The sequence below is a fragment of the Burkholderia sp. AU44665 genome (genome assembly GCF_030504405.1).
Classification (GTDB): domain Bacteria; phylum Pseudomonadota; class Gammaproteobacteria; order Burkholderiales; family Burkholderiaceae; genus Burkholderia; species Burkholderia semiarida.
Map to the genome: position 1 here is coordinate 25,327 of NZ_JAUJRI010000025.1, position 21,831 is coordinate 47,157.

The window sequence follows — 21,831 nt, forward strand, 5'->3', positions numbered from 1 at the left end:
GATTTGCACACTCATAACTTGCAGCTCATCAGCCGGAGATCCTGTGTTCTCGTCATCCCGCCCGCACGCCACGCTTCCGGAGCGCCTCCATGCCGAACACGCGCTGCCGACCGCGCTACGCAAGCTTCGAATCCGCGATCTTGAAATGCTGGCGTGTCTCGGCCGCAATCTCAGCATCGGACGAACAGCCGAGGCGGCCGCCGTCAGCCAGCCAGCGCTGTCGAAGTGGCTTAAGGACATCGAATGTGCACTCGGTGCATCGCTGTTCGAGCGCACCACGCGCCGCATGACCACGACGCCATGCGGCGAGCTCGTGCTAACCGCCGTCGACCGCATCCTGACCGAACTGCGCCGGGTGCCGCCGCGCCTCGAAGCGATGCAGTCGGGTATCGGGCGCACGCTGTCCCTTGGCATCATCCCAGGCGCATCCCAGGTTATCGTCCCGCCCATTCTGAGATGGTCCACCCGCCGATACGGCGAACTGCAAATACACGTGAACGAGAACACCTTCGACGTTCTGCTTCCGCAACTGCAGCGTCACGAACTCGATCTGTTGGTGTGTCGGCTCGATGCCAATGCGCTCAATACCGAATTTCGAATTCGCCGGCTCTACGACGACGAGTTCACGATCGTCTGCGGGCCCGATCATCCGCTGCTGGCTCGATCGGACATCACATGGCGCGATGCCGCCGAGTTTCCATGGATCGCTCCGTCGACGGGTGCACCGTTGCGGATAGCGATCGAGATGGAATTCGCTCATGCCGGTCTGCGAATGCCGCCAGTCGTCCTGGAATCTCATTCACTGCAAACCAATATCGCAGTCGCCCGTCAGATTCCGTGCCTGTTCGTCACGTCGCGCGCGAGCCTCGCCGCGCGCATCGATGCGCCACCGCTCGGCGTGATCCCGCTGAGGCTGTCTCATGCGGCTTCCGCAATCGGCGCTATGTGCATCGATAGCGACGACCCGATGATCGACGCCATCATTCTGGCCATTCTCGAATCGGTCCGTAACGGTCGCGCCGATTCCGGCAGCCACGGTTGACGCGGCCATGCTCCCAGATTCCGCGTTCGGGCACTGGGACTTCGCGCCGAGATATCGCGGTTTTGTTTCTTTGCCACGCCATTCCGGGAAGACAGGTGGAAATCGTCGATCGCCGAATGGTCTGGGAGCGCATACGTCGCCTCCGACATAGTCGATGCGAACGCTTGCCAGAGTTGATACGGCCGTCTGTCACCGCGCCCCGAGAAACGACGCGGGTCGGACGAACGACGGCCAGTTACGGCATTGATTGACGTCAAACGAAGCAACCAGACATCGATTCCCTATCAAAAGAATCACGAAAATAGCGACCAGTCGCGATCGCTCCCGACCGTGCCATGCCTGCACGCCGTCAATGTTCCGGCTCCGCCTCCACACAATACGCGCACCGTCTTGCCGCACGCCTCCTCTGAAGCATCCGCTTGCAAAGCCATTGTCACAACGGCATTTTAGTTGTAGTATATATACTATTGCGTAGGCAACAACATAGGTGCCGCCATGCCGATCTTCCATCGTACCCGTGACGCTTTCAGTCATCGCCACGGAATCCTGATGATATGCTGCATCAGCCTCTTCCTCGTCAGTCTTGACAACAGCATCGTAAACGTCGCTCTGCCCGCAATGAGCAGGGAGATCGGCGCGCGCATCACCGATCTCCAATGGATCGTCGACGCCTATACGCTCGTGCTCGCGTCGCTCTTGATTCTAGGCGGGAGTCTTGGGGACCGCTTCGGGAGAAAACCGGTTTTCATGAGCGGCGTCACGATCTTCGGGCTCGGATCGCTGCTCTGCTCGTTCGCACCGAGTCCGTCGCTGCTCGTCGCGGCTCGGATCTTCCAGGCCGTCGGAGGGGCAATGCTCAACCCGGTCGCGATGTCGATCATCGCGAACACGTTCACCGATGAGCGCGAACGCGCCATGGCCATCGGCGTCTGGGGCGCCGTCAATGGGCTTGGCACGGCGGCCGGTCCGCTGCTGGGAGGCCTGCTCGTGTCGATGCTCGGATGGCGGTCGGTGTTTTGGATCAACGTCCCGATCGCGCTCGTGGGCGTCGTTCTCACCTTTCTGTTCGTGCCGAACTCGAAAGCGCTCAAACCGCGCCGCTTCGACATTCCCGGGCAGGTGTCGATGCTCGTCTTCCTCGCGAGTGCGATCGGCGTGATTATCGAAGGGCCGCGGATCGGCTGGCTCTCCCCGCACGTCCTGCTGATCGCCGTGCTCGCGATCGCCGCACTAGCGGTATTGCTTGCATGGGAGGCGCGGGCGACCGAGCCGCTAATCGATCTCAAGTACTTTCGAAATCCATGCTTTTCGGCCGCGATCACCTGTTGTGTCGTTGCATTCACGTCGATCGGCGGTTTCATGTTCCTGAATACGTTGTACCTGCAAAACACGCGCGGACTGCCCCCGCTTGCGGCCGGCACGGCAACGCTGCCCGTTGCGCTGATGACGATCGTGTTCTCCACCGTGTCGGGCAAGCTGGTCGGCAGCACCGGTCCGCGTATGCCTCTAGCGGCAAGCGGCCTCTCGTTCGCGCTGGCTGCCATCATGCTGTATTTACTGCCGGATCAAGCGTCGCTCACCTATGTAATGCTGATTTACGCGATCTTCGGAATCGGGTCCGGTCTCGTGAATGCCCCGATCACGAACACCGCCGTATCGGGATTGCCGCCGAGCCAGGCGGGCGTCGCCGCCGGCATTGCATCGACCGGCCGCCAAGCCGGTACGTCGCTCGGCGTCGCGATCGCCGGCTCGATCATCGCGTGCCGTGCGCATGACGGTGGCGCCGCGGTCGCCAGCAGCACTGACGCATCGCGCCCGATGTGGCTTCTAATCCTCATTTTTGGGTTGCTGATCGGTGCATTGAGCGTGCTGGTCGACAGGCAAAGCCCATCCGAAACATCTTTCGAGAACGTTCAAACCAAAGGAGACTGACATGGCAACATCGACATCCGCCGCCGCCAAGCGCGCATGGATCCAGTTACGCGACCTGGTTCTGGAAGACGACGATCCGCGCAAGCGCGTATCGAATGCGCTGGGCATCACGTATTTCAAGGTCAAAGTTCTGATCAGCCTCCTCAAGCATTCGGAGTCAGCGTCGGATCTAGTACAGCGATTCGCGTCCGACAAGACGTACATATCGCTGATTCTCCGTGATCTCGAGGTCGACGGCAGCATCATGCGCGTCACGTCTCCCACCGACCGACGAAGCAAATTGATCATGCTGACCGATCAGGGCCGCGAACTCGCGAAGTCCGCACGGAGCATTCTTGATCAGCCGCCGCGCGCGTTTAATCGGCTGTCGTCGGACGAAGTCGACACGTTGCTGATGCTGATCGAGAAGATCATGGAAAAGTGACGCTTTCACAACGGTCTCGTCGCGCGAAGCAGCGCCGGCGCGACCGCATCAATCGGTAGACAAACGATGCAAGGACGCTATATCAATTCCGTAAAAGCGGCATATCTGGGAAACCAAATCGCCGTTCAGTTCTTTTCGATGGCCGTACCGGTCATTCTGAAAGCGCGCCATGCGTCCGTCGTTACGTTGCCGATGTTTGCATCGCTTTCGCTGATGTGGTGCCTTCGGTGCGCGATCGTTCCGCCGTTACTGCGCTTCATCGCCAAAACTGCCCCGTTGCGACGCTCGGTAGCGCTTCTGCTATGCATGCGTGTCGCGATTGTGGCTATCTTTATCGGCACGGCGCTCGTCACGATCTCGATTTCGAGCTTCGCGGATCTCGAGCGGATTCTGTTCGTGGCCGGCGTGGCCGTGTGCCTGCTGTCCGGCATCGAGCGTGGGCTGATCGATGCGTCGGCGATGCTCGAAGCGCGCGCGCACGCGCAACTCGAATGCGCGCGCGCGTCGCTATACGAAGCATTCGGCGTCCTGCTCGCGTCCACACTGACGGGTGGCGTTCTGTTGGCGCTTTGTGCGCGTTACGGCATCCCATCGGTGCTGCTGACGACCGCGGCGCTGCTCGCGGCGCTGGCCATGCCGATCTGCGTCGACATGTCGATCGGCTCGCACCGTCCGGGCGACGGCGAGTCGTCGGCTCCCATTCCGGCGCTTTCGGACACGCGACGCCTCGGTACGCTTGAAACCGGTTACTACGTGGTCGTCATCGCGCTCGGCTGGCTGGGTATTGATCTCGCCTTTCGCGTGACGCAACCGCTTCTGCTGTCTCAGGGCGTCACGCTTGCTCGCGTCGGCCTGTCCACGGTCGGCATCGGCATCGCGGTGCTCTGTATTCTCGCGGCCGGCCAGATCGTGCCTGCGCTTCGGATTTTCACGTGCAGGCATCTGGAATCGATCAGCGGACTGCTGTCGGCCCTGTCCGTCGTTCTACTCACCGGTGCAAGCGTGACCGGCAATCCGCTCGTCACGGTTGCCGGCTTTATGGCATTGAAGTGCGGATACTTTTTCTTCAGCGCGTTCGCGACCGATACGGTGATCGAAACGGGAAGCACGACGGGATCGATCGGCGCGATGGTGTGTGCGTCCGGCCTCTCGTATCTAGCTTCGCATTTCGCGGTGGTGCCAATTCTGTACTGGACGACCTCGCATTTCTCCGGTTATACGGTCGCGTGCGGTACGTCGGTGCTGTTCGTTACGTCATGCATGATCGGGACTCGTTTTCTGGCACGACGATTCCGAACGCGTCCGGCCGCGCCGATATAGCCGCAAAAGGGCACTCGCACGCAAACGACACAACATCGGCGGCCGCCACGCCACGCAGGCCGCGCCATGGTGACGATATCCGGCGTCACCCACCCCCAACTGTTCATACAAAAAGCTATCCGGTCATCTCCCCGCAATACCTCTGCCTGATCGATGTCAGGACTGCGCGGCTTGCCGCCGCGACGCCCCCCGTTCAATCAACTTATCGAGGTTAGTACGAAGATGATTCGCCTATTCTCCCGTGTTTCCTTGCGACGCCACTCGCGGCAGCATCGACACCGCGCCGGACAGCATTGCCCGTATGCGCGCCCCAACAAGCGGCTGTCGGACGTCTGGCGTAAGCTTACCTGCTGCGGCTTGCTGCTCGCCGGACGCGCGATGGCCGATTCCCTTTCCGAGCCGGATGCCGGCGTTTCGAGCGCCGGCCCGAGCCAGGCCGCGGTGCTCCCGCCGATTCAGGTGACGGGTCAGGCAAGCCCCGCACCCTATGTCGGTCTAGTCGGCAAGCGGACCAACATCGGAACCAAGACCGATGTACCGATTCGCGAGATCCCGCAGACCATCAATGTCATTACCGCCGAACAAATAGAGGAAACCGGATCGTCGAGCGTCGGCGACGCGCTTCGCTATATGCCGGGATTCTCGGCGTACTCGGTCGACACCCGGACGGACTGGTTGACGGGCATACGCGGCTTCGCACCGAACGTGTTCGTCGACGGCATGCAGGTTCCGAGCACCGAACTGCGCGCATCGTGGCGCGTAGATCCGTACATGATCGATAGCATCTCCGTGCTACGCGGGCCAGCATCGGCGCTATACGGGCCCGGTCAGCCAGGTGCACTGGTCGACATTAAAAGCAAGCTGGCCGACGGAGAACGCTACCGCGAGACCGGCTTCCAGATCGGCAACTACGCACGCAAGCAGTTCATGTTCGATCTCGGCTCGCCAATCGACCAAGCTCGATCGTTGTCCTATCGCTTCGTCGGCGTGCTGCGCGACGGCAACATGACGACCGGACCGAACGGCCAACAGCGCGTATCGCTTGCGCCGTCGTTTCGCTGGCAGCCGGACGCAAACACGTCGATCGTATTCGACGCCACGTATCTGCAGGATCATGGCGACTGGACATCGAACTACCTGCCGGCGGCCGGCACGGTCCTTCCCAATCCTAACGGCAAGATTCCATACGACTTGTATACGGGCGACCCGTCACTCGCGCACTACGCAAAGAAGCAATGGTCGGTCGGCTATACGCTCGATCACTCGTTTTCTCCGGACGTGTCGTTCAGTCAGAAAGTCCGCTATCTGTCAGTCTCGCTCGACACGGCTGCACTGTGGGGCCAGGGTCTCGACCCGCTCGATCCGACGCGTTCGCACCTGAAGCGACTCGCGGAACTGAGTCAGCCGCACTACAACCGGGTGGACGTCGACAACACGCTGCAGACGCGGTTCGGTGCAGGCCCCACCGAGCATACCGTCCTGTTCGGGCTCGAATACGATCGCCAGCGCTCGACCGACAGCGACTGGAGCGCGCCCGGCCCCGATCTGAATTTGTTCGATCCGGTTTACGGGATCGTTTCCCCGAACATTTTTTCAGGCCCCGCCGTGCGACGCCTGTCGGATCGGACGACGCTCGACGATCTCGGCGTATATGCGCAGGATCAAATCAAGTGGGGACGTCTGGCGCTGACTGTCGGCGGGCGCTACGACTGGAATCGCGTCGACGAGGACGCGCTGACGCGCGGCACGCACGAGTCCCATACGGAATCGGGATTCTCGGAACGGGTCGGACTGACCTTCGACGGCCCGTTCGGCCTCTCACCGTTCGTCGACTATTCGACCTCGTTCAACCCGTCGCAGTCGATCGTCACGTTGTCGAACGGAAGCAACGCGGCGCCGAACCATGGCCGCCAGGTGGAAGCGGGCCTGCGTTGGGAGGTGCCGCACAAGAACATGATGCTGACCGCCGACGTCTATCAGATCGAGCAGACGAACGTACTCGTTCCCGATCCGAGCGATCCGCTCCACCAGCAGCAAACGGGAAAAGTGAAATCACGCGGCGTCGAGTTCAGCGCCGTCGGACGCCTGTCGCGCAATCTTTCGATCATCGCGTCATACGCATATCAGGACGTCAAGAATACAGGTGCCGGCGACCGGTACGCCGGAAAGTGGCCGACCACCTACCCACTGCCGCGCCAGCTCGCGTCGGCGTGGCTCGACTGGTCGTGGCACGGCGGCGCACTGGACGGCTGGGGATGGGGTGCCGGCATTCGCTACCAGAGCGATATGCCGGGCAATGCCGCCAACACGCTCGTCGCACCGTCCTACACGCTGTTCGACGCCGCGATTCATTTCGACAGCGGGAGGTGGGCATTCGCGTTGAACGTCAACAATCTCCTGGACCGGCACTTCATCGGCAGTTGCCAGAGCGATGACCGTTGCTTCTATGGCGATTCGCGCACCGTGTTCGCAACCGCCAAATACGACTGGTAGTCACGCCGGCGCGGCCAGCGCCGGTTCCTGCCGACGCACCGAGCAAGAAGCGACCAAGCGTGCGCGGATTGCGGTGCGCCGGCATCTTCAATCGTTCCGATCCCTGAGGTCCGACATGTTCATGTTTCTCCCATTCCTGCTGTCTCTTATTACGCTTGCCGAAACCGTCCGTGGCAAGTACCGGCGACGCGCGATCTTGTTGCTGCTCGTCACGCTCGCGATGACCGTGGCCTCGTTCTCGCATCACGTCACCGATTCGCTCAACCTGTCCTTTTAACGGGAGTCTCTCCGATGAATGCACGCATCACACGCAAGCGCATGGAATCGCTCATCTTGCCGGATCGTTCGCTGAACGCATTAGCCTTACTGGGCATCGACGCCGCGCTTCTGCTCGCGTTCTACTATCAGCTCGTACTGCACGAACTGCCCTGTCCTCTCTGTCTTCTGCAGCGTGCCGGGCTCATCCTGATCGGGCTCGGATTCTCGCTGAACATTCATTTCGGTGCGCGCGCCGCCCATTACGGCCTTGTCGTCGTCAGCGCGATCGCGACCGGCGCGGTCGCGCTTCGTCAGGTCCTGCTGCATATCGCACCGGGCACGGGAAGTTACGGCTCCACACTGTGGGGGCTCCATTTCTATACGTGGGCTGCGATCGCAGCGTCGCTCACGGTGCTGTACGTAGCGGCACTGCTTGCGCTGCGACGGGTGGACGCCACACCGGCCCGCAGCGGCGGGACGATATTCAATCATGTCGCTGTGGCAGTCTTCGCGATACTGATCATCGCGAATTTAGCATCGACGTTGCTCGAATGCGGCGTCGGCCAGTGCGACGACAATCCCGTCCGCTACGAGCTGCTTGACTGAGTGCGACGGTGGACCGCTCGAGTCGGATGCGCGGCGCGAATCGCGCCGTGCATCCGTCGTGCGGGTTACCGCGATGCACCGGGCGACGCGCTACGCGGCCCCCTTCGGCGGCTCGAACACGTCGACCATCGGCGGATCTCCGCGGAACTTTTCCGCGTCAGCGATCGCCGTGTGTCCGCAGTTCCCCTGCGCCAGGCGCGACGTGCCCACGCCGACCGTGAGGTTGTTCACGTCCCCATATCGACACAGGCTCCCGGCACGCCCTGGCGACGCTGGATCGAACCAGCCGCCCTCATGGATCAGGATGCAGCCTTTCCTTATTGCGTCAGTCACCTTGACGCCGACGAGAATCTGACCGCGCCCATTGAACACGCGAATCACGTCCCCGTCGGAAATTCCCCGCGCCGCCGCATCCGCCGGATTCATCAGGCAAGGTTCACGATCACGGATCGTATAGGTCCTGCGCAACACCGTGCCGCAAAGTTGGGAATGCAGCCGACTGTGAGGATGCGGGCTTACGACGTGAAGCGGATACTTCGCGCCGGGCCCGTCGAGCCGCTCGATGGGTTCCATCCACGTCGGATGCGGAGGGCAGTCGTTGTATTTCATCTTCTCGATCGCCGAACTGTAGATCTCGATCTTGCCTGACGCAGTGCCGAGCGCGTTGAGCAGCGGGTCGTCGCGAAACGCCTTGTGGCGAATGTATCGCTTGGCGTCTTCGCCCACCGGAAACGCGAGCGGTTGGGTACTGCGCCAGAATGCGTCGAACACGGGCATTTCCATCGACATGCCGCGTGCCTGGACGCGCGCGGCTTCATAGAACACCCGGATCCATTCCATCTCGTCCCGGCCCTCGGTAAACGTCTTGCGTGTGCCGAGTCGATCGCAGATCGCTGCAAAGATGTCGTAGTCGCTGCGCGATTCGTACAGCGGTTCGACCACCTTGTGCATCGCCAGAATGTGCGTGCTCGAATAATCGCCGATCTGCTCGATGTCGTTACGCTCGTATGACGTCGTCGCGGGCAGCACGATGTCGGCATGGCGGGCCGTCGGCGTCCATTGGAAATCGTGCACGATGAATGTATCGAGCTTCCTCCATGCCTCGATCATCGCATTACGGTCCTGATGATGGACGAACGGATCGCCACCCGCCCAGTACACCAGATGAATGTCCGGATAGCGTGCGCGTGTCCCGTTGAAATCGAACGGCTTGCCGGGATTGTTCAGCATCTCCACCACTCGCGAGACCGGGATCTTTCGTGCGGTATCGCCGCTGAATTCGAGCTTGCCAGTCCCGGCGTCGATACCGGACAGCACCGGGCTGGTCGCGGCTGGACTGCCACCGTTCGCATAGTGGTAAGTAAATCCATATCCGCCTCCCGGCAAGCCGATCTGTCCGAGCATGCTCGACAGCGTCACCAGCATCCAGTGTGCCTGCTCGCCGTGATGCTGGCGCTGAATCGACCAGCCCGCCGCCAGCATCGTGCGCTTCGACGCGAATTCGCGGGCAAGCGAGCGGATTGTCTCGGCCTGAATGCCGCAGATTCGCGAGGCCCAGTCAGCGTCTTTCGGTACACCGTCGGACGCGCCGGTCAGATATGGTTCGAATCGATCGAAGCCCGTCGTGTATCGCTCGATGAACGCCTTGTCGTAAAGGTTTTCTGCGTATAGCGTATGTGCTATTCCGAGCATCATCGCGACGTCGGTCTGCGGACGCGGTGCCAGCCACTCGGCGTTGAAGTAATCGCATGTCTGGCTTCGAAACGGATCGATGCAAATGACCTTCGTCCCTTTCTTCTTCAGCGCCTCCATCGCCGGATACGCGGCGTGGTCGGGCACCAGCCAGCCAATCTGGTTCGTCGACACAGGGTTGGCAGCCCAGAAAACCATCAGTTCCGTATGCTCGACCACGACGGGCCACACGGTCGGCTGCTCGTAAACATCGATCGACCCGACCACATACGGCAAGATGACCTGCGCCGCACCGGTCGAGTAATCGCCGCTGTATCCGACGAAGCCACCGTTGACGTTCATCATGCGCGCGAGCAGCGTACGCGGGGGATGCAGCTTTCCCGGGCTTTGCCAACCGTACGAGCCGGCATAGATTCCGCTCGCGCTGTACTTGTCCCGCACGCGCTTCAACTCCTTCGCGACAAGTTCAAGCGCGCGGTCCCAGCTTACGCGAACGAAATCGCCTTTCCCGCGTCCCTCGACGTCGGCGCCGGGGCCGTGTTCAAGCCAGGCCCGTCTCACCATCGGATAACGAATGCGCGTCGGCGAATAAATCGAATCGATGACGCCGGACAGCTGGTGCGATGGATGCGGGTCGCCTTCCCAAGGCTTGACGCCGGTAATGATCCCGTTCCTGACGGTCGCCCGGAATGCGCCCCAGTGGGACCCGGTGAGAATCTCGCGGGCGTCGATCGATGTCGCTGCCGCCCGCTGCTCCAGCAATCCGTAACGAGCGGCCGCACCCAGCGCACCGGCCAACAGTGTGCGCTTAATGAACGCGCGTCGCGACACGCCGGTCTCCAAGACCGAATCATTTTTCGTGGACATGGTGACTTCCTGTATTTACTGAGTGATCGGCATGAGGCTCGCGCAGCTCGTCAGCTCGCGCGCTCTCGATATTTGTGTCGTTCCGTCGGCTGTGCGGTACGCCGAACAGCTTGCCGAGCATCGCCGCGGCGCCTCCGTAAAAACCGTCGGGGTCCGCTTCGCTGCAGGCGGCGACGAAAAGCGGTATCCAGCGGCTCAGGCGTGCCTCCATCCGCGCGCTGCTTTCGATATCGCTGCTTCGCAGCAGGCTGGCCAGCAGCGCGAGTTCGACCGACACGTGGTCCGGTGCCTCACGGTAGCCGCTGCCGACGCGCATACCGATGGCCGCAAGCAGTTCGGCCATCTCGCACGCAGCCTCGTCGAACAGGTGCGTTCCCGTATAGGCGCTCTCGTACAACGGGACCGCCACATGCCCGGTCACTCCATCGAAGAGGCGCGTATAAAGCACCGACAGATCGAGTGCCACGGTTTCCGCGGGCGCCTCCTTGGCGAGTGCGGCGCACATCGCCGCGGCTACGTCGCGGCAGTCGAGTTCGGCGGCAAGCGCATTCAACACCGCAACGGTTTCCGGATTGCGATACCGTGCAACGGCGGCCGCATCGAACGGTCGCGACAGCAGATTCGCGAGCCAGTCCGCAACGATCGCGCGGAATTCGCGGTCCTCGTCTGTCATCGCGCCCCCTGTCCGGTTTCGGCACCGGCGTCCTTCGCGTGGTACTGCAGCCACGCCAACAGCAACCGGTACTGGTCGTCGTCCAGCGACGTGAAGTGCCGCATCGCGCCGAGCGTACCGATCCATTGATTGGCCAGGAAATCGCCGCTGTCCGGACGTGCATGGCAGACCGTACACGTATGGGCCATCAGGTCGTCGCTGTAGCGCCAGATCTGTCCGAGATTCGTGCCGAGCCCGTCGCTTCGCGTCCATACCGTCAGTTCGCCCTGCTTCCAGCTTTGTCCGGTATCCGGATCGCGCTCGGATCCGCGAGAGACGATATGCGCCACCGCGCGGTCCGACAGTACCGCCTCCATGATCCGTTGACCGCGCCGCGCGTAAAGCACGCTTTCCGTCCCTTGCGACTGCCATCCATGTACGCGAACCTGCAGCCAGTCGCCGTCCCGCGCGATGACGCCCAGTTGGGTCGCCGGCAGCAGTTTCCCGTCCTCCTGTGGCTCCGCTCCGTTCACCGGTTTGTCGAGATAGATACGTTTGGTCGACACCACATAAGCAGTACTCGTCTTCGCCAGTTCGGTCGGTGCCGCGGCAAGCGCACCGACCCTCGATGCGGACGCGGAGTCGGCATTCTTCTGCAGCAGTACCACCTGCTCGCTATGATTGGGCTGCGGCAAAGACGGATTCGGCGCACTGACGGCAGGCAACGCCTTGATATAGGTCGCGATCGCGAGTCGATCCGCATCCGACAATCTCGACGTGTTCTCGATGACCTCCTTCATGTCACCGCCCGCGCGAATGCCGATCGGCGTGACGCCGTCTTTCAGATAGGCGACGATGTCGTCGACCGTCCAATAGTCGATTCCGGTCTCGTCGGGCGTGATGTTCGGCACGTAGCCCGTTCCTTCCGCATTCGGTCCGCCAGAGAAACGTTTATCGCCCGGAATCGCACCGATAAAGTTCCGCGGCGAATGACATTCGGCACAATGCGCCGGCCCTTCGACCAGATAGCGGCCACGCAGCCACGCAGCACTCTTCCCGCTTTCAACCGGCAATGGTTTGCCGGACAGAAATAGGAGCCGCCAGATGCCGATGCCGCGGCGAATCGTGAACGGAAACCTGAGATCATGGGCCGGTTGCCGCCCTTTGACCGGCGGCAATGTCTTCAGATAGGCGAACAGATCGCGCAGGTCGTCGGCACTCATGTGCTGGTAAGACGTGTAAGGAAACGCCGGATAGGCATTCCCTTTGTCGGGAAGCACGCCTTCACGCATCGCAGTAACGAACTGCGACAGCGTCCACGAACCGATACCGTCGTGTACGTCGGGCGAGATGTTCGGCATGCGGAACGTCCCGAACGCCGTATTCAGCGATCGGCCGCCTCCGAGCAATGTCTGTCGATGCCCGCCGGGCGATGCGTGGCACGTCGCGCAGTCGCCTGCAAGGAACAACGTCCTGCCATTACGCAGATCGACCGTATCCGATCCGACGGTATCCCGAACCGGCTTTACCGCGTGCCAGAATCGCGGCGATGTGACGATCCAGAACAAGGCGATCGCGCATGCCACCAGCACGACTCCAAGTAATCCAACGCGCTTTTTCATTCGTTCACCCCTCATTGCGTTCGTAATGTCGAGTGCCGACCAAGACTCTCCCTACAAGCATCACGGAACGATCGGCATTCCGGCGAGGATCGCTTTCGTCCACGCAAACGCAAGCGCCGACAGCAGCTTCCGTCCAGCCTAATCGCCGGATGTCCCCCGCTTCTTGATCCGTCGCAAGCCGCGACACGACTGTCATTTATCCCGTATCGATCGATATAAAACGATCGCATTCATGCAGTTCGCCGAACAGTCGCGTCACGCTTCTGCTCCGATCGTTGCGCGCTCAACATGCGATGGAGTCGGGAAATTGCCGTACAGCTCATCCGCGCGCATCGAATGCGCCGATCACTTCTTTCGAGCCGCTTTAATTTCACGCCGATATTGATTTCCGTCACGGATTTCCCGGTTAATTTCGGCTCGCCGATTCGCACGTCTTATAGTTTATTTACATCAACTATTTATATATATCGACCATGTCCGATTTCGATCGATTCATGCCGACATGCTTATCGATTGCGATGTCGGCACCATCGAAACAGGCCCGCTGCGCGCACAGACGACACTCGTCGCGGCAGTTCGCAATATCATTCGCGCTCGTTCCGCGATCGAGAACGTCGCGTCGTCGGTCAACGATTGAGGCGCACCATGATTGAATTCGTGCACGGCCATCAGGCGGAAATTTCGCTGTTCGCGTGCATTGCCGTGGGCTACCTGATCGGCCTGATCCGTATCGGTCCCATCTCACCAGGCAACGTGTGCGGCACGTTGATCGCCGCGTTGGCGATCGGACAGACCGGTGTCCGCGTCGCCCCGGACCTTCGCAACATCGCGTTTTCACTCTTCCTCTTCGCGCTAGGCTTCCTCGGCGGACCGCAGTTCTTCGCGAATATCGGACGCGGCTGGCGCTACGGCGTACTGTCGCTGATCGAAGTGGTCTCGACCGTGATCGTCGCCTGCTGTGCGGTGATCGTGCTCCGTCTCGACCCCGGTACCGCAGCGGGACTGTTTGCCGGCGGAGCGACCGAATCCGCGGTCATCGGAACGGCATCCGACGCAGTTTCCAAGCTCGGCCTCGCCGCTGCAGACGTCAGCCGGCTTCAGGCGAATATCGCGACCGCATACAGCATCTGCTATCTGTTCGGCTTGTTGACGATCCTCGTGTTCACGAGCCAGCTTGCGCCGTTTCTGCTCCGCATCGATCTGAAATCCGAAGCCGGCCGCGTCTGGCACAAGTTCGTCGGTGCAAACGCGATAAGCGAGCACGGACTGGCGGGGCTTCCGCCCATCGTCAGCCGCGCCGTCACGGTCGGCGCAGGCTCCCTCTGCACAATCGAGTGCGTCGAACAACGATATCGCGGCGGATTGACCATCGAGCGCGTCCTGCGCCGCGGCGAATGTATCGACGCAGATCCCGACGTGACGCTTCAGCGCGGCGACGTCGCGCTGATCACCGGGCGACGTGATGCCGTTGTCGCCGCGCTGCCGCACATTGGAGACGAGATCGCCGGCAAAGACGCGTTCGGCACGCTGAAGGCGAAGCGCGCCGACGTGGTGGTGCGACGTGATCTGGACGGATTCGCGTTACTGGATCTGTATGCGCCGGTGCCATCGAAAGTCGCGCGCGGACTGCATGTCGCAAGCCTGTCGCGCAATGGCGCGAGCATTTCCCTCCGGCCCGAAACGGTATTGCGTTGCGGCGACCTGCTGACGGTCACCGGGTCGCCGTACGCGATCGAGCATCACGCGAAACATCTGGGCGACGTCTTCCTTGCGTCGCACCGTACCGACATCGGCTCGCTGGCACTGGGTGTATTGACCGGCATGGCGCTGGGCCACGTCACCGTTCACGCCGGCGCCATGTCGATCTCTGTCGGCGCCGGCGGCGGCTGCCTGCTGTCCGGGCTGCTGTTCGGCTGGCTCCGCACACGTCGTCGGCTGGCCGGCCAGTTGCCCTCGGCCGCCGCCGAGTTTCTGAAGGACTTCGGGCTCGCTGCGTTCGTCGCCGCGATCGGCATGTCCGCAGGGCCGGACGCCCTGCATCTCGTTCGGTCGTACGGCGTTGCGCTGCCCGTCGCGGGTGTCCTGATGGCGCTCGTTCCAGGCGTGCTTTCGCTGTGGATCGGCACGACGGTGCTGAAACTCGAAGCGCCCATGCTGCTCGGCGGCATCGCCGGACAACAATGCAGCACGCCGGCGATCAGTGCCCTCATCGACATCGCGGGCAATTCGGCGCCGCTGATCGGCTACACGATCACCTACGCGATATCGAACGTCGTTCTGCCGCTGGCGGGGCCCGTGATGGTCGCGCTGGCGGCAAGGATCGGTTGAGAGTCCGCCCATCACTACCTTGATATCGAGGAAAAAATGAACTGGATACATCACCTCTTTCAGGAATCGCCGGAGATCGCCTTTTTCGCATCTCTCGCAATCGGCTACTACATCGGCCAAATCAAGTTCGGCAAGTTTCAGCTGGGGGGTGTCGGCGGATCGCTGATCGCCGCAGTGGTGATCAGCCAGATCGGCGTCAATGTGGACAACGGCGTCAAGGCAGTCCTGTTCGCGGTCTTCATTTATGCGGTCGGCTACGAGTCCGGACCGGACTTTTTCCACTCGCTGAACAGAAAGACCCTGAAAGAGATCGCGATGGCGCTGTTTCTCGCGATCTCGGCGCTGATCACCGTACTGATCTGCGCGAAGCTCTTTCATCTCAACAAGGGGCTGGCCGCGGGTCTTGCCGGCGGTGCGCTGACGCAGTCGGCCGTGATCGGCACCGCGGGTGACACCATCGCCCGCCTCGGCTTGCCGCCGGATCAGGTCAAGGCGCTTCAGGCCGATGTCGCGATCGCGTACGCCGTCACTTACGTGTTTGGGGCGGTCGGCGCAATCATCGTCTGCGTCAACATCCTGCCGAAATTCATGGGACGCGATCTCAAGGACGCGTCGCGCGACGTCGAACGCGAACAGTCCGGCGGACAACCGGCATTCGGCCCCGGCGAGCTTCCTGCACTCCCGGACCTCGTGAATCGCGCGTTTCGCGTCGAACGGGCTGCCGGGCGGACAGTCAACGATATCGAGCTTGCTCAGCATGATCTCGTGACGATCGAGTCCATTCGTCGCGACGGGCAAACGATCGCGCCGTCCCCCGACGTGGTGCTGCAGACCGACGACATCGTGGTGCTGATCGGCCACCGCGAATGGATGGTCGCCGCAGCAAAGTCCATCGGCCCCGAACTGCCCGCATGCGAAGGCCTCGGCCTCGTGATGCAGACACGTCAGGCGGTGTTCTCGCGCCGCGACATGGAGCGGACGACGCTCGGCGAAGTGCGCGCACGCGTCGATCGCGACGTTCGCCACGGCGTCTACGTCGAAAGCGCCACGCGAGCGGATCATCCACTTCCGCTGCTCGATGATACGGAACTGCAGCACGGCGACGTCATCACGTTCTACGGCTCGCCGAGCGACACAAAGCGGGCTGCTGCCGCAGCGGGCAAGGAACTGCCGTACACGATCAAGACCGACTTCATCTACATGAGCGTCGGAATCGCTATCGGCCTTCTGATCGGCTTCGTGGTCGTACGCGTCTCGGGCATTCCGCTGACGCTCGGTTCCGGCGGCGGCTGCCTGCTCGCCGGACTCGTATTCGGCTGGATGCGTGCAAAGCGTCCGTTGTACGGCGTGATGCCGCGACCGGCGTCGCAACTGCTGAAGGACTTCGGTCTCGCCGGTTTCGTCACCGTAGTGGGTCTCGACTCCGGCCTGCAGGCAGTCGTCACCATCAAGCAGAGCGGCGTCACGATCTTCCTGCTCGGGATCGTGGTCACGCTCGTCCCGATGCTGCTGACGATGCTGTTCGGCCGCTACGTGCTTCGCTACAACAACGCAGCAGTGCTCGCCGGCGCGCTAGCCGGATCCCGCAGTGCAAATCCGGCATTCGGCGGCGTACTGGACCGGGCGGAGAGCTCGGTCCCTACGGTGCCGTTCGCGATCACCTACGCGCTCGCCAACGTCCTACTGACGTTGCTCGGCCCGCTCGTCGTCGGCCTCGTCCGATGACATCCGTCCGAGTTTCACATCGCCCATCACGCAGCCCCCGTGGGCCGCTTTTTCCTGACGGAGAACTCATATGAAAACGCTGAACCAGCACGAACAGCTCGCGGCACTCAGTCCGTTCGAACTGAAAGACGAATTGATCAAGGCGGCCCGCGGCAGCGCCCCATCCGTTCGATCGATCGATACGGCAATGCTGAATGCCGGCCGCGGCAACCCGAACTTCCTTGCCACCACGCCGCGTCATGGCTTCTGGCAACTCGGGCTGTTCGCGATGTGCGAGTCGGAACGCACGTTCGCCTACCTTCCCGAAGGGCTGGGCGGCTTTCCCGAGCGGGAGGGACTCGTCGAGCGGTTCGATCAGTTTCTTCACGAACGCGAAGGAACGAAGGGCATCGATTTTCTGCGCGGTGCGCTGTCGTATGTTCGCGATCAGCTCGGATTGTCGGCAACGGACTTCCTCTACGAGATGTGCGAAGGCATCCTCGGCGCGAACTATCCCGTTCCCGACCGGATGCTAAAGCAGTCGGAGACCATAGTCAGTCAGTATCTGAGACGGGAGATGATCGGCAAGCATCCGTTCGTCGGCGAATTCGACGTGTTCGCCACGGAAGGCGGCACGGCAGCGATGACGTACATCTTCAATACGATGCGCGAGAATCATCTGATCAAGCCTGGCGACACAATTGCTCTCGGCATGCCGATCTTTACGCCGTATATCGAAATTCCGAAACTCAACGACTATGAGCTGGATGTCGTGCATGTGAACTCGACCGTCGAAAGCAATTGGCAATATTCGAAGAGAGAGCTCGACAAGCTGCGGGATCCGAGGATCAAGGCGTTCTTTCTCGTCAATCCCAGCAATCCACCGTCGGTCCGCCTCAGCGACGAAAGCCTTGCTCATCTCGCCGACCTCATGCGGGAACGCCCGGACCTCATCCTGCTCACGGACGACGTCTACGGCACGTTCGCCGACAATTTCCTGTCGCTGTTCGCCCTTGCGCCGCGCAATACGATCCTGGTCTACTCGTATTCGAAGTACTTTGGCGCCACCGGCTGGCGGCTGGGTGCGATTGCCATGCACCGCGACAACGTGCTCGACAAGCTGATCGCCGAGTTGCCCGACGAGAAGAGACACGAACTGCGCAAACGCTATGAATCGATTTCCACGGATCCCGACTCGCTCAAATTCATTGATCGCCTCGTCGCCGACAGCAGGACCGTCGCGCTGAACCACACTGCGGGCCTCAGTACGCCGCAGCAGGTCCAGATGGTTCTGTTCTCGCTCTTTGCGTTGATGGACACACCCGATGCGTACAAGAAGGCCGTGAAGCGGCTGATTCGCGGCCGCAAGCGCGCGCTGTACGAGGAAATCGGCATCTCGTACGATGATACCGATCCCAACAAGGTCGACTACTACACGATTCTGGATCTAGAGTTCCTCGGGGAGCGCGCATTCGGACGCGAGTTCGTCGACTGGCTGCTAAAGCAGGTCGATCCCTCGGAACTACTGTTTCGCCTGGCGCGAGAAGCTCACGTCGTGCTGCTGCCGGGACGCGGCTTCGGGACGCCACATCCGTCCGGGCGCGTCTCCCTCGCGAACTTGAACGAGTCGGATTATCGGAAGATCGGCCGGGCGGTTCGCAAGCTGGTCGACGACTATGTCCAGCAGTTCAACATGGAGACCGGCCGTCAGCTGGACAGGACCATCGCGAAGTAAACGACGGCGAGAAACACGCATGCGCGCCGCCGCGGGCGGCCGCATGCCGTCATGTGACGGACAACACGCTTGTCCGGAGGCCCAAGTTCGCGCACGGCAGACAAACGGGCGCGCTCGTCGTCGCCACGTCGTCCGTCGCGCACGCCATGCAGCCTACGTTAGCCGCGTCATCCATCGACCGTTCTTGCACTGACGGGAGTCCACGCCATGCCTATCCGAAAAAATTCGATCCAAACGCAGATCATCACCGCCGTGACAGTGGCTGTGTTCGTTTACGTCGCAGGTTCATTGCTGGCCGGCGAATCGAAAACGGGTTCCGTACATCGTCTGCAGTACATGCAACGTTTTCTCCACCTGTTCGCGCGATCGCACGATGCCGTGCAGGCAGGAATGCACGCGTTGCTCCCGCCCGTTCCCGTTTACGTGCGCGATACCGGCCCATCGGCACCCTGGCCACATGCATGATGAGCTATACCCGTGCTCGGTCCTGAAAACGGACCCGACCACTCGGCAGGTCATATCGGTGAAACACGATCGGAAGATCGATATGTGTTGCGCCCGGTCATGAACTTAGTCGGTAGTGCTTCTTAAACTGAATCGTCTCACCCGTCCGATGAAACGTGCGGCTCGCGCCGCGCCGCCCATGGCGCGCTCACGGCGACCCGGCCGCAAATCCGTGTCCATTACCATGCCCGGAGGCTAATCAATGAAAAAAAATCTGATCATCACCGCGCTGTGCAGCGGAGTCGTCACAGTCGCCCACGCGCAGAGCAGCGTAACGCTCTATGGCTTGATCGACGCAGGCGTCACGTATACGAACAACCAGCATGGCCGCAGTGCTTGGCAGCAGTCGAGCGGAGCGGACAACGGAGGCCGATGGGGACTCCGCGGTGCCGAGGATCTCGGCGACGGAATGAAATCGTTGTTTGTCTTGGAGAGCGGCTTCAATATCAATAACGGAAGTACCGGGCAAAACGGCCGCATATTCGGCCGTCAGGCGTTCGTCGGCCTGTCGCATAACGATTACGGGTCGCTCACCGTCGGTAGGCAGTACGATAGCGTCGTCGATTACCTCGGTCCGCTTTCGCTGACCGGCGGCCAGTATGGCGGGACACAGTTTGCCCACCCGTTCGATAACGACAACTTGAACGACTCGTTCCGTATCAGCAATGCGGTCAAGTATCAGAGCGTCGACTACAACGGCCTGAAATTTGGCGCGCTCTATGCGTTTTCGAACTCGACGAGCTTCTCGAACAACCGCGCGTATAGTTTCGGCGCGTCCTACAGTTACCAGGGCCTCAAAGCGGCCGCCGCCTATCTTCAGATCAACAATGATGTGAACGCGCTATCGCTTGATGCGGCCGATGCGGGTGCGGTTGCGGGTGACTGGACGTTCGCGGCCGGCCGTCAGCGCGTATGGGGCGCAGGCCTGAACTACACTTACGGCCCCGCAACCGCCGGATTCGTGTTTACGCAAACCAGCCTGAACGACAGCCGCGCAATCAGTGCAGGCCAGTCCGGCGTCGCCGGTGGTATTACGGGTCTGTCGGGCACCACGCGCTTCAACAACTACGAAGTCAACGCGCGCTATGCGGTGACGCCGGCCATTTCGCTGGCCGGCTCCTATACCTATACCAACGGTCACCTCGCCGGACAGGACCCGAGCTGGAACCAGTTCAACCTGCAAGCGGCCTATGCATTGTCGCCGCGGACCGAGCTGTACGTGCAGGGAGAATTTCAGAAGGTCAACACCAACGGCCTCGATCTCGGCGCGGACATCATCGGCGTCGGCTCGGCGTCGTCCAACAACAAGCAAGTCGCCGTCACGGCGGGCATGCGCCACGTGTTCTGACGTCGAGTCACGGAGCGCGACGGTCGCGCTCCGGTCGCTATCTGTCGGCCCGCGCCCTCGAACCGCAACCAGTCTTCCGATACCGCAACGATTCGACGCGCACGTAGAAGGCCCCTAATCGACGTTCGCTCGATGCGGCCGACACTCCAGCGCCTGATCGAACAGTGGGGCCGAACGGTTCTAAGCCCGTCGCGATGGCGATCTGTCAGCGGCCGCGTCGCGATGTTTTGAGCGGCCCTTTTTCCATCGAATCGACCGTCCGTCTACATACTATCCAAGCACCATGACATTCGAGACAGCGCACGATATCGGCACAGAGCTCGCTCATACGGTGGCGCTTGCCGCTGCGTTATCCATTGCCGCCCTTAGTCATCCGCATGGAGCCCGATTACTCGACGACTTCGAGCAGGCACTCATCGATACGCCGATCTGGAATCTCGGCACGTCGTCGACGTCGCCGGTGATCGGTGCGCGGTATCGTCATGAATTGCGCAGCATTTTTCGGCGCGCCCGCGCCGGTGCCGGCTTCAAGCGCGATTGATCGCCCGCCGTCGCGACTAATGTCGGAGCTCTGTTTCGGCCCGTCGTCACGCACCGTTCGACCGCATTTGAACGAGCCGGCCAACAGGCGGCCGCTTTACACCCCTTCCTTCTCGGACATGCGCAATCCGGAATCGGCGAGCCGGTGATATAGCGACGACCATGCCGCTCTCTCAAGCTCCATCAGGTAGTCGACGATCAGCATCGCATGGCGCTCCGAAGCGAGCATCGGTATGCCCAGTCTGTTCGCCACATCGTCGGCCGGAATCTCTTCGCCGAAGTGTCGTGATATCACGGCAATGCGAAAGCGATCGGCCGGCAATACGACCGCCAGCCGCTCCGCGACATGCATCGATAGCCATGTGTCGCGAGGAGCGGCATTCGGCCGCGAGCGCCTCTCGTCTCGTCGCGTGGACGAACGCGGTGCGCCGGCTCGTCGACGACGTCGGATCAAAGCAGCGTCGGGCCCGCCGCTGCGCTTTGGCGCACAGCATCGCAGCGTCATGTTCCCGCTTGCGAAAGTCCGGAGTTCGGAGTTCGCCGTTCGGAGTCCGACATCGGTCGTGATGCCCTATCGACCGTCGCCGCTTTCACGCGAATGACGCAACGTGCGTCACAGGCATCGTGTGCACGAGTCGAGCCGGCGATCAATGCGACGCGTCATCGCCGCTACTTTCGCATCTCCCTGCTCGAGATCGCTTACGCGTCGCGTATCAGGTTGATTGTCCTCAAACAGCCTATCGATCCAATCGGGCGACGCCGCC

18 protein-coding genes are annotated in these 21,831 nt (G+C 61.5%); 14 read left to right on the top strand and 4 right to left on the bottom strand.

Annotation, left to right across the window (positions count from 1 at the left end):
• The first annotated feature begins 43 nt into the window (after positions 1 to 43).
• The 7 genes from QZM15_RS29545 (at position 44) to QZM15_RS29575 (ending at position 8,075) form a co-directional block, all read left to right on the top strand.
• Positions 44 to 1,042 carry a LysR substrate-binding domain-containing protein gene (locus tag QZM15_RS29545; protein WP_226291407.1) on the top strand — a complete coding sequence of 333 codons (999 nt, stop codon included), beginning with the start codon at positions 44 to 46 and terminating at the stop codon, positions 1,040 to 1,042.
• A gap of 495 nt (positions 1,043 to 1,537) precedes the next feature.
• The gene (locus QZM15_RS29550; RefSeq protein ID WP_226291408.1) at positions 1,538 to 2,974 is read left to right on the top strand and encodes an MFS transporter; all 1,437 of its coding nucleotides are present in this window, start codon (positions 1,538 to 1,540) and stop codon (positions 2,972 to 2,974) included.
• Between the two features lies 1 nt (position 2,975).
• Entirely contained in the window at positions 2,976 to 3,398 is a 423-nt protein-coding gene (locus QZM15_RS29555; protein WP_226291409.1) for a MarR family winged helix-turn-helix transcriptional regulator, read from the top strand.
• Between the two features lie 66 nt (positions 3,399 to 3,464).
• Positions 3,465 to 4,718 carry a hypothetical protein gene (locus QZM15_RS29560; RefSeq protein ID WP_302107792.1) on the top strand — a complete coding sequence of 418 codons (1,254 nt, stop codon included), beginning with the start codon at positions 3,465 to 3,467 and terminating at the stop codon, positions 4,716 to 4,718.
• 378 nt (positions 4,719 to 5,096) lie between these two features.
• A complete protein-coding gene (locus QZM15_RS29565; protein WP_226291411.1) occupies positions 5,097 to 7,211 on the top strand; it encodes a TonB-dependent siderophore receptor in 2,115 nt (704 codons plus the stop codon).
• A gap of 121 nt (positions 7,212 to 7,332) precedes the next feature.
• Positions 7,333 to 7,488 (top strand): DUF5993 family protein, encoded by a 156-nt coding sequence (locus QZM15_RS29570; protein ID WP_226291412.1) that lies wholly within the window; start codon positions 7,333 to 7,335, stop codon positions 7,486 to 7,488.
• Positions 7,489 to 7,502: 14 nt separating this feature from the next.
• A complete protein-coding gene (locus QZM15_RS29575) occupies positions 7,503 to 8,075 on the top strand; it encodes a disulfide bond formation protein B (protein ID WP_226291413.1) in 573 nt (190 codons plus the stop codon).
• Positions 8,076 to 8,165: 90 nt separating this feature from the next.
• Here QZM15_RS29575 and torA read toward each other — a convergent pair whose 3' ends face one another.
• From torA to QZM15_RS29590, 3 genes are read right to left on the bottom strand one after another with little or no spacing between them, the layout of a single operon-like run.
• Positions 8,166 to 10,634, bottom strand: a complete 2,469-nt coding sequence (torA, locus tag QZM15_RS29580; protein ID WP_226291414.1) for a trimethylamine-N-oxide reductase TorA — start codon at positions 10,632 to 10,634, stop codon at positions 8,166 to 8,168.
• Positions 10,618 to 11,307, bottom strand: a complete 690-nt coding sequence (locus tag QZM15_RS29585; RefSeq protein ID WP_302107793.1) for a molecular chaperone — start codon at positions 11,305 to 11,307, stop codon at positions 10,618 to 10,620. Before QZM15_RS29585 ends, torA begins: the two co-directional genes overlap by 17 nt.
• The gene (locus QZM15_RS29590; RefSeq protein WP_226291416.1) at positions 11,304 to 12,908 is read right to left on the bottom strand and encodes a c-type cytochrome; all 1,605 of its coding nucleotides are present in this window, start codon (positions 12,906 to 12,908) and stop codon (positions 11,304 to 11,306) included. Before QZM15_RS29590 ends, QZM15_RS29585 begins: the two co-directional genes overlap by 4 nt.
• A gap of 502 nt (positions 12,909 to 13,410) precedes the next feature.
• Between QZM15_RS29590 and QZM15_RS29595 the strand changes: the two genes are divergently transcribed.
• The 7 genes from QZM15_RS29595 (at position 13,411) to QZM15_RS29625 (ending at position 21,068) form a co-directional block, all read left to right on the top strand.
• Positions 13,411 to 13,545: a hypothetical protein gene (locus QZM15_RS29595; RefSeq protein ID WP_264162973.1), complete on the top strand. Its 135-nt coding sequence runs from the start codon at positions 13,411 to 13,413 to the stop codon at positions 13,543 to 13,545.
• A gap of 8 nt (positions 13,546 to 13,553) precedes the next feature.
• Positions 13,554 to 15,236, top strand: a complete 1,683-nt coding sequence (gene aspT, locus QZM15_RS29600) for an aspartate-alanine antiporter (protein WP_226291417.1) — start codon at positions 13,554 to 13,556, stop codon at positions 15,234 to 15,236.
• Positions 15,237 to 15,272: 36 nt separating this feature from the next.
• Positions 15,273 to 16,961, top strand: coding sequence for an aspartate-alanine antiporter (gene aspT, locus QZM15_RS29605; protein WP_226291418.1), 1,689 nt, complete (start codon positions 15,273 to 15,275; stop codon positions 16,959 to 16,961).
• A gap of 70 nt (positions 16,962 to 17,031) precedes the next feature.
• Positions 17,032 to 18,675, top strand: a complete 1,644-nt coding sequence (locus QZM15_RS29610; RefSeq protein WP_302107794.1) for a bifunctional aspartate transaminase/aspartate 4-decarboxylase — start codon at positions 17,032 to 17,034, stop codon at positions 18,673 to 18,675.
• Between the two features lie 207 nt (positions 18,676 to 18,882).
• Positions 18,883 to 19,140: a hypothetical protein gene (locus QZM15_RS29615; RefSeq protein ID WP_226291420.1), complete on the top strand. Its 258-nt coding sequence runs from the start codon at positions 18,883 to 18,885 to the stop codon at positions 19,138 to 19,140.
• A gap of 241 nt (positions 19,141 to 19,381) precedes the next feature.
• The gene (locus tag QZM15_RS29620; RefSeq protein WP_226291421.1) at positions 19,382 to 20,527 is read left to right on the top strand and encodes a porin; all 1,146 of its coding nucleotides are present in this window, start codon (positions 19,382 to 19,384) and stop codon (positions 20,525 to 20,527) included.
• A 283-nt stretch (positions 20,528 to 20,810) separates the two neighbouring features.
• A complete protein-coding gene (locus QZM15_RS29625) occupies positions 20,811 to 21,068 on the top strand; it encodes a hypothetical protein (RefSeq protein ID WP_226291422.1) in 258 nt (85 codons plus the stop codon).
• A 96-nt stretch (positions 21,069 to 21,164) separates the two neighbouring features.
• Here QZM15_RS29625 and QZM15_RS29630 read toward each other — a convergent pair whose 3' ends face one another.
• Positions 21,165 to 21,419 carry a hypothetical protein gene (locus QZM15_RS29630; RefSeq protein ID WP_226291423.1) on the bottom strand — a complete coding sequence of 85 codons (255 nt, stop codon included), beginning with the start codon at positions 21,417 to 21,419 and terminating at the stop codon, positions 21,165 to 21,167.
• Between the last annotated feature and the right edge of the window lie 412 nt (positions 21,420 to 21,831).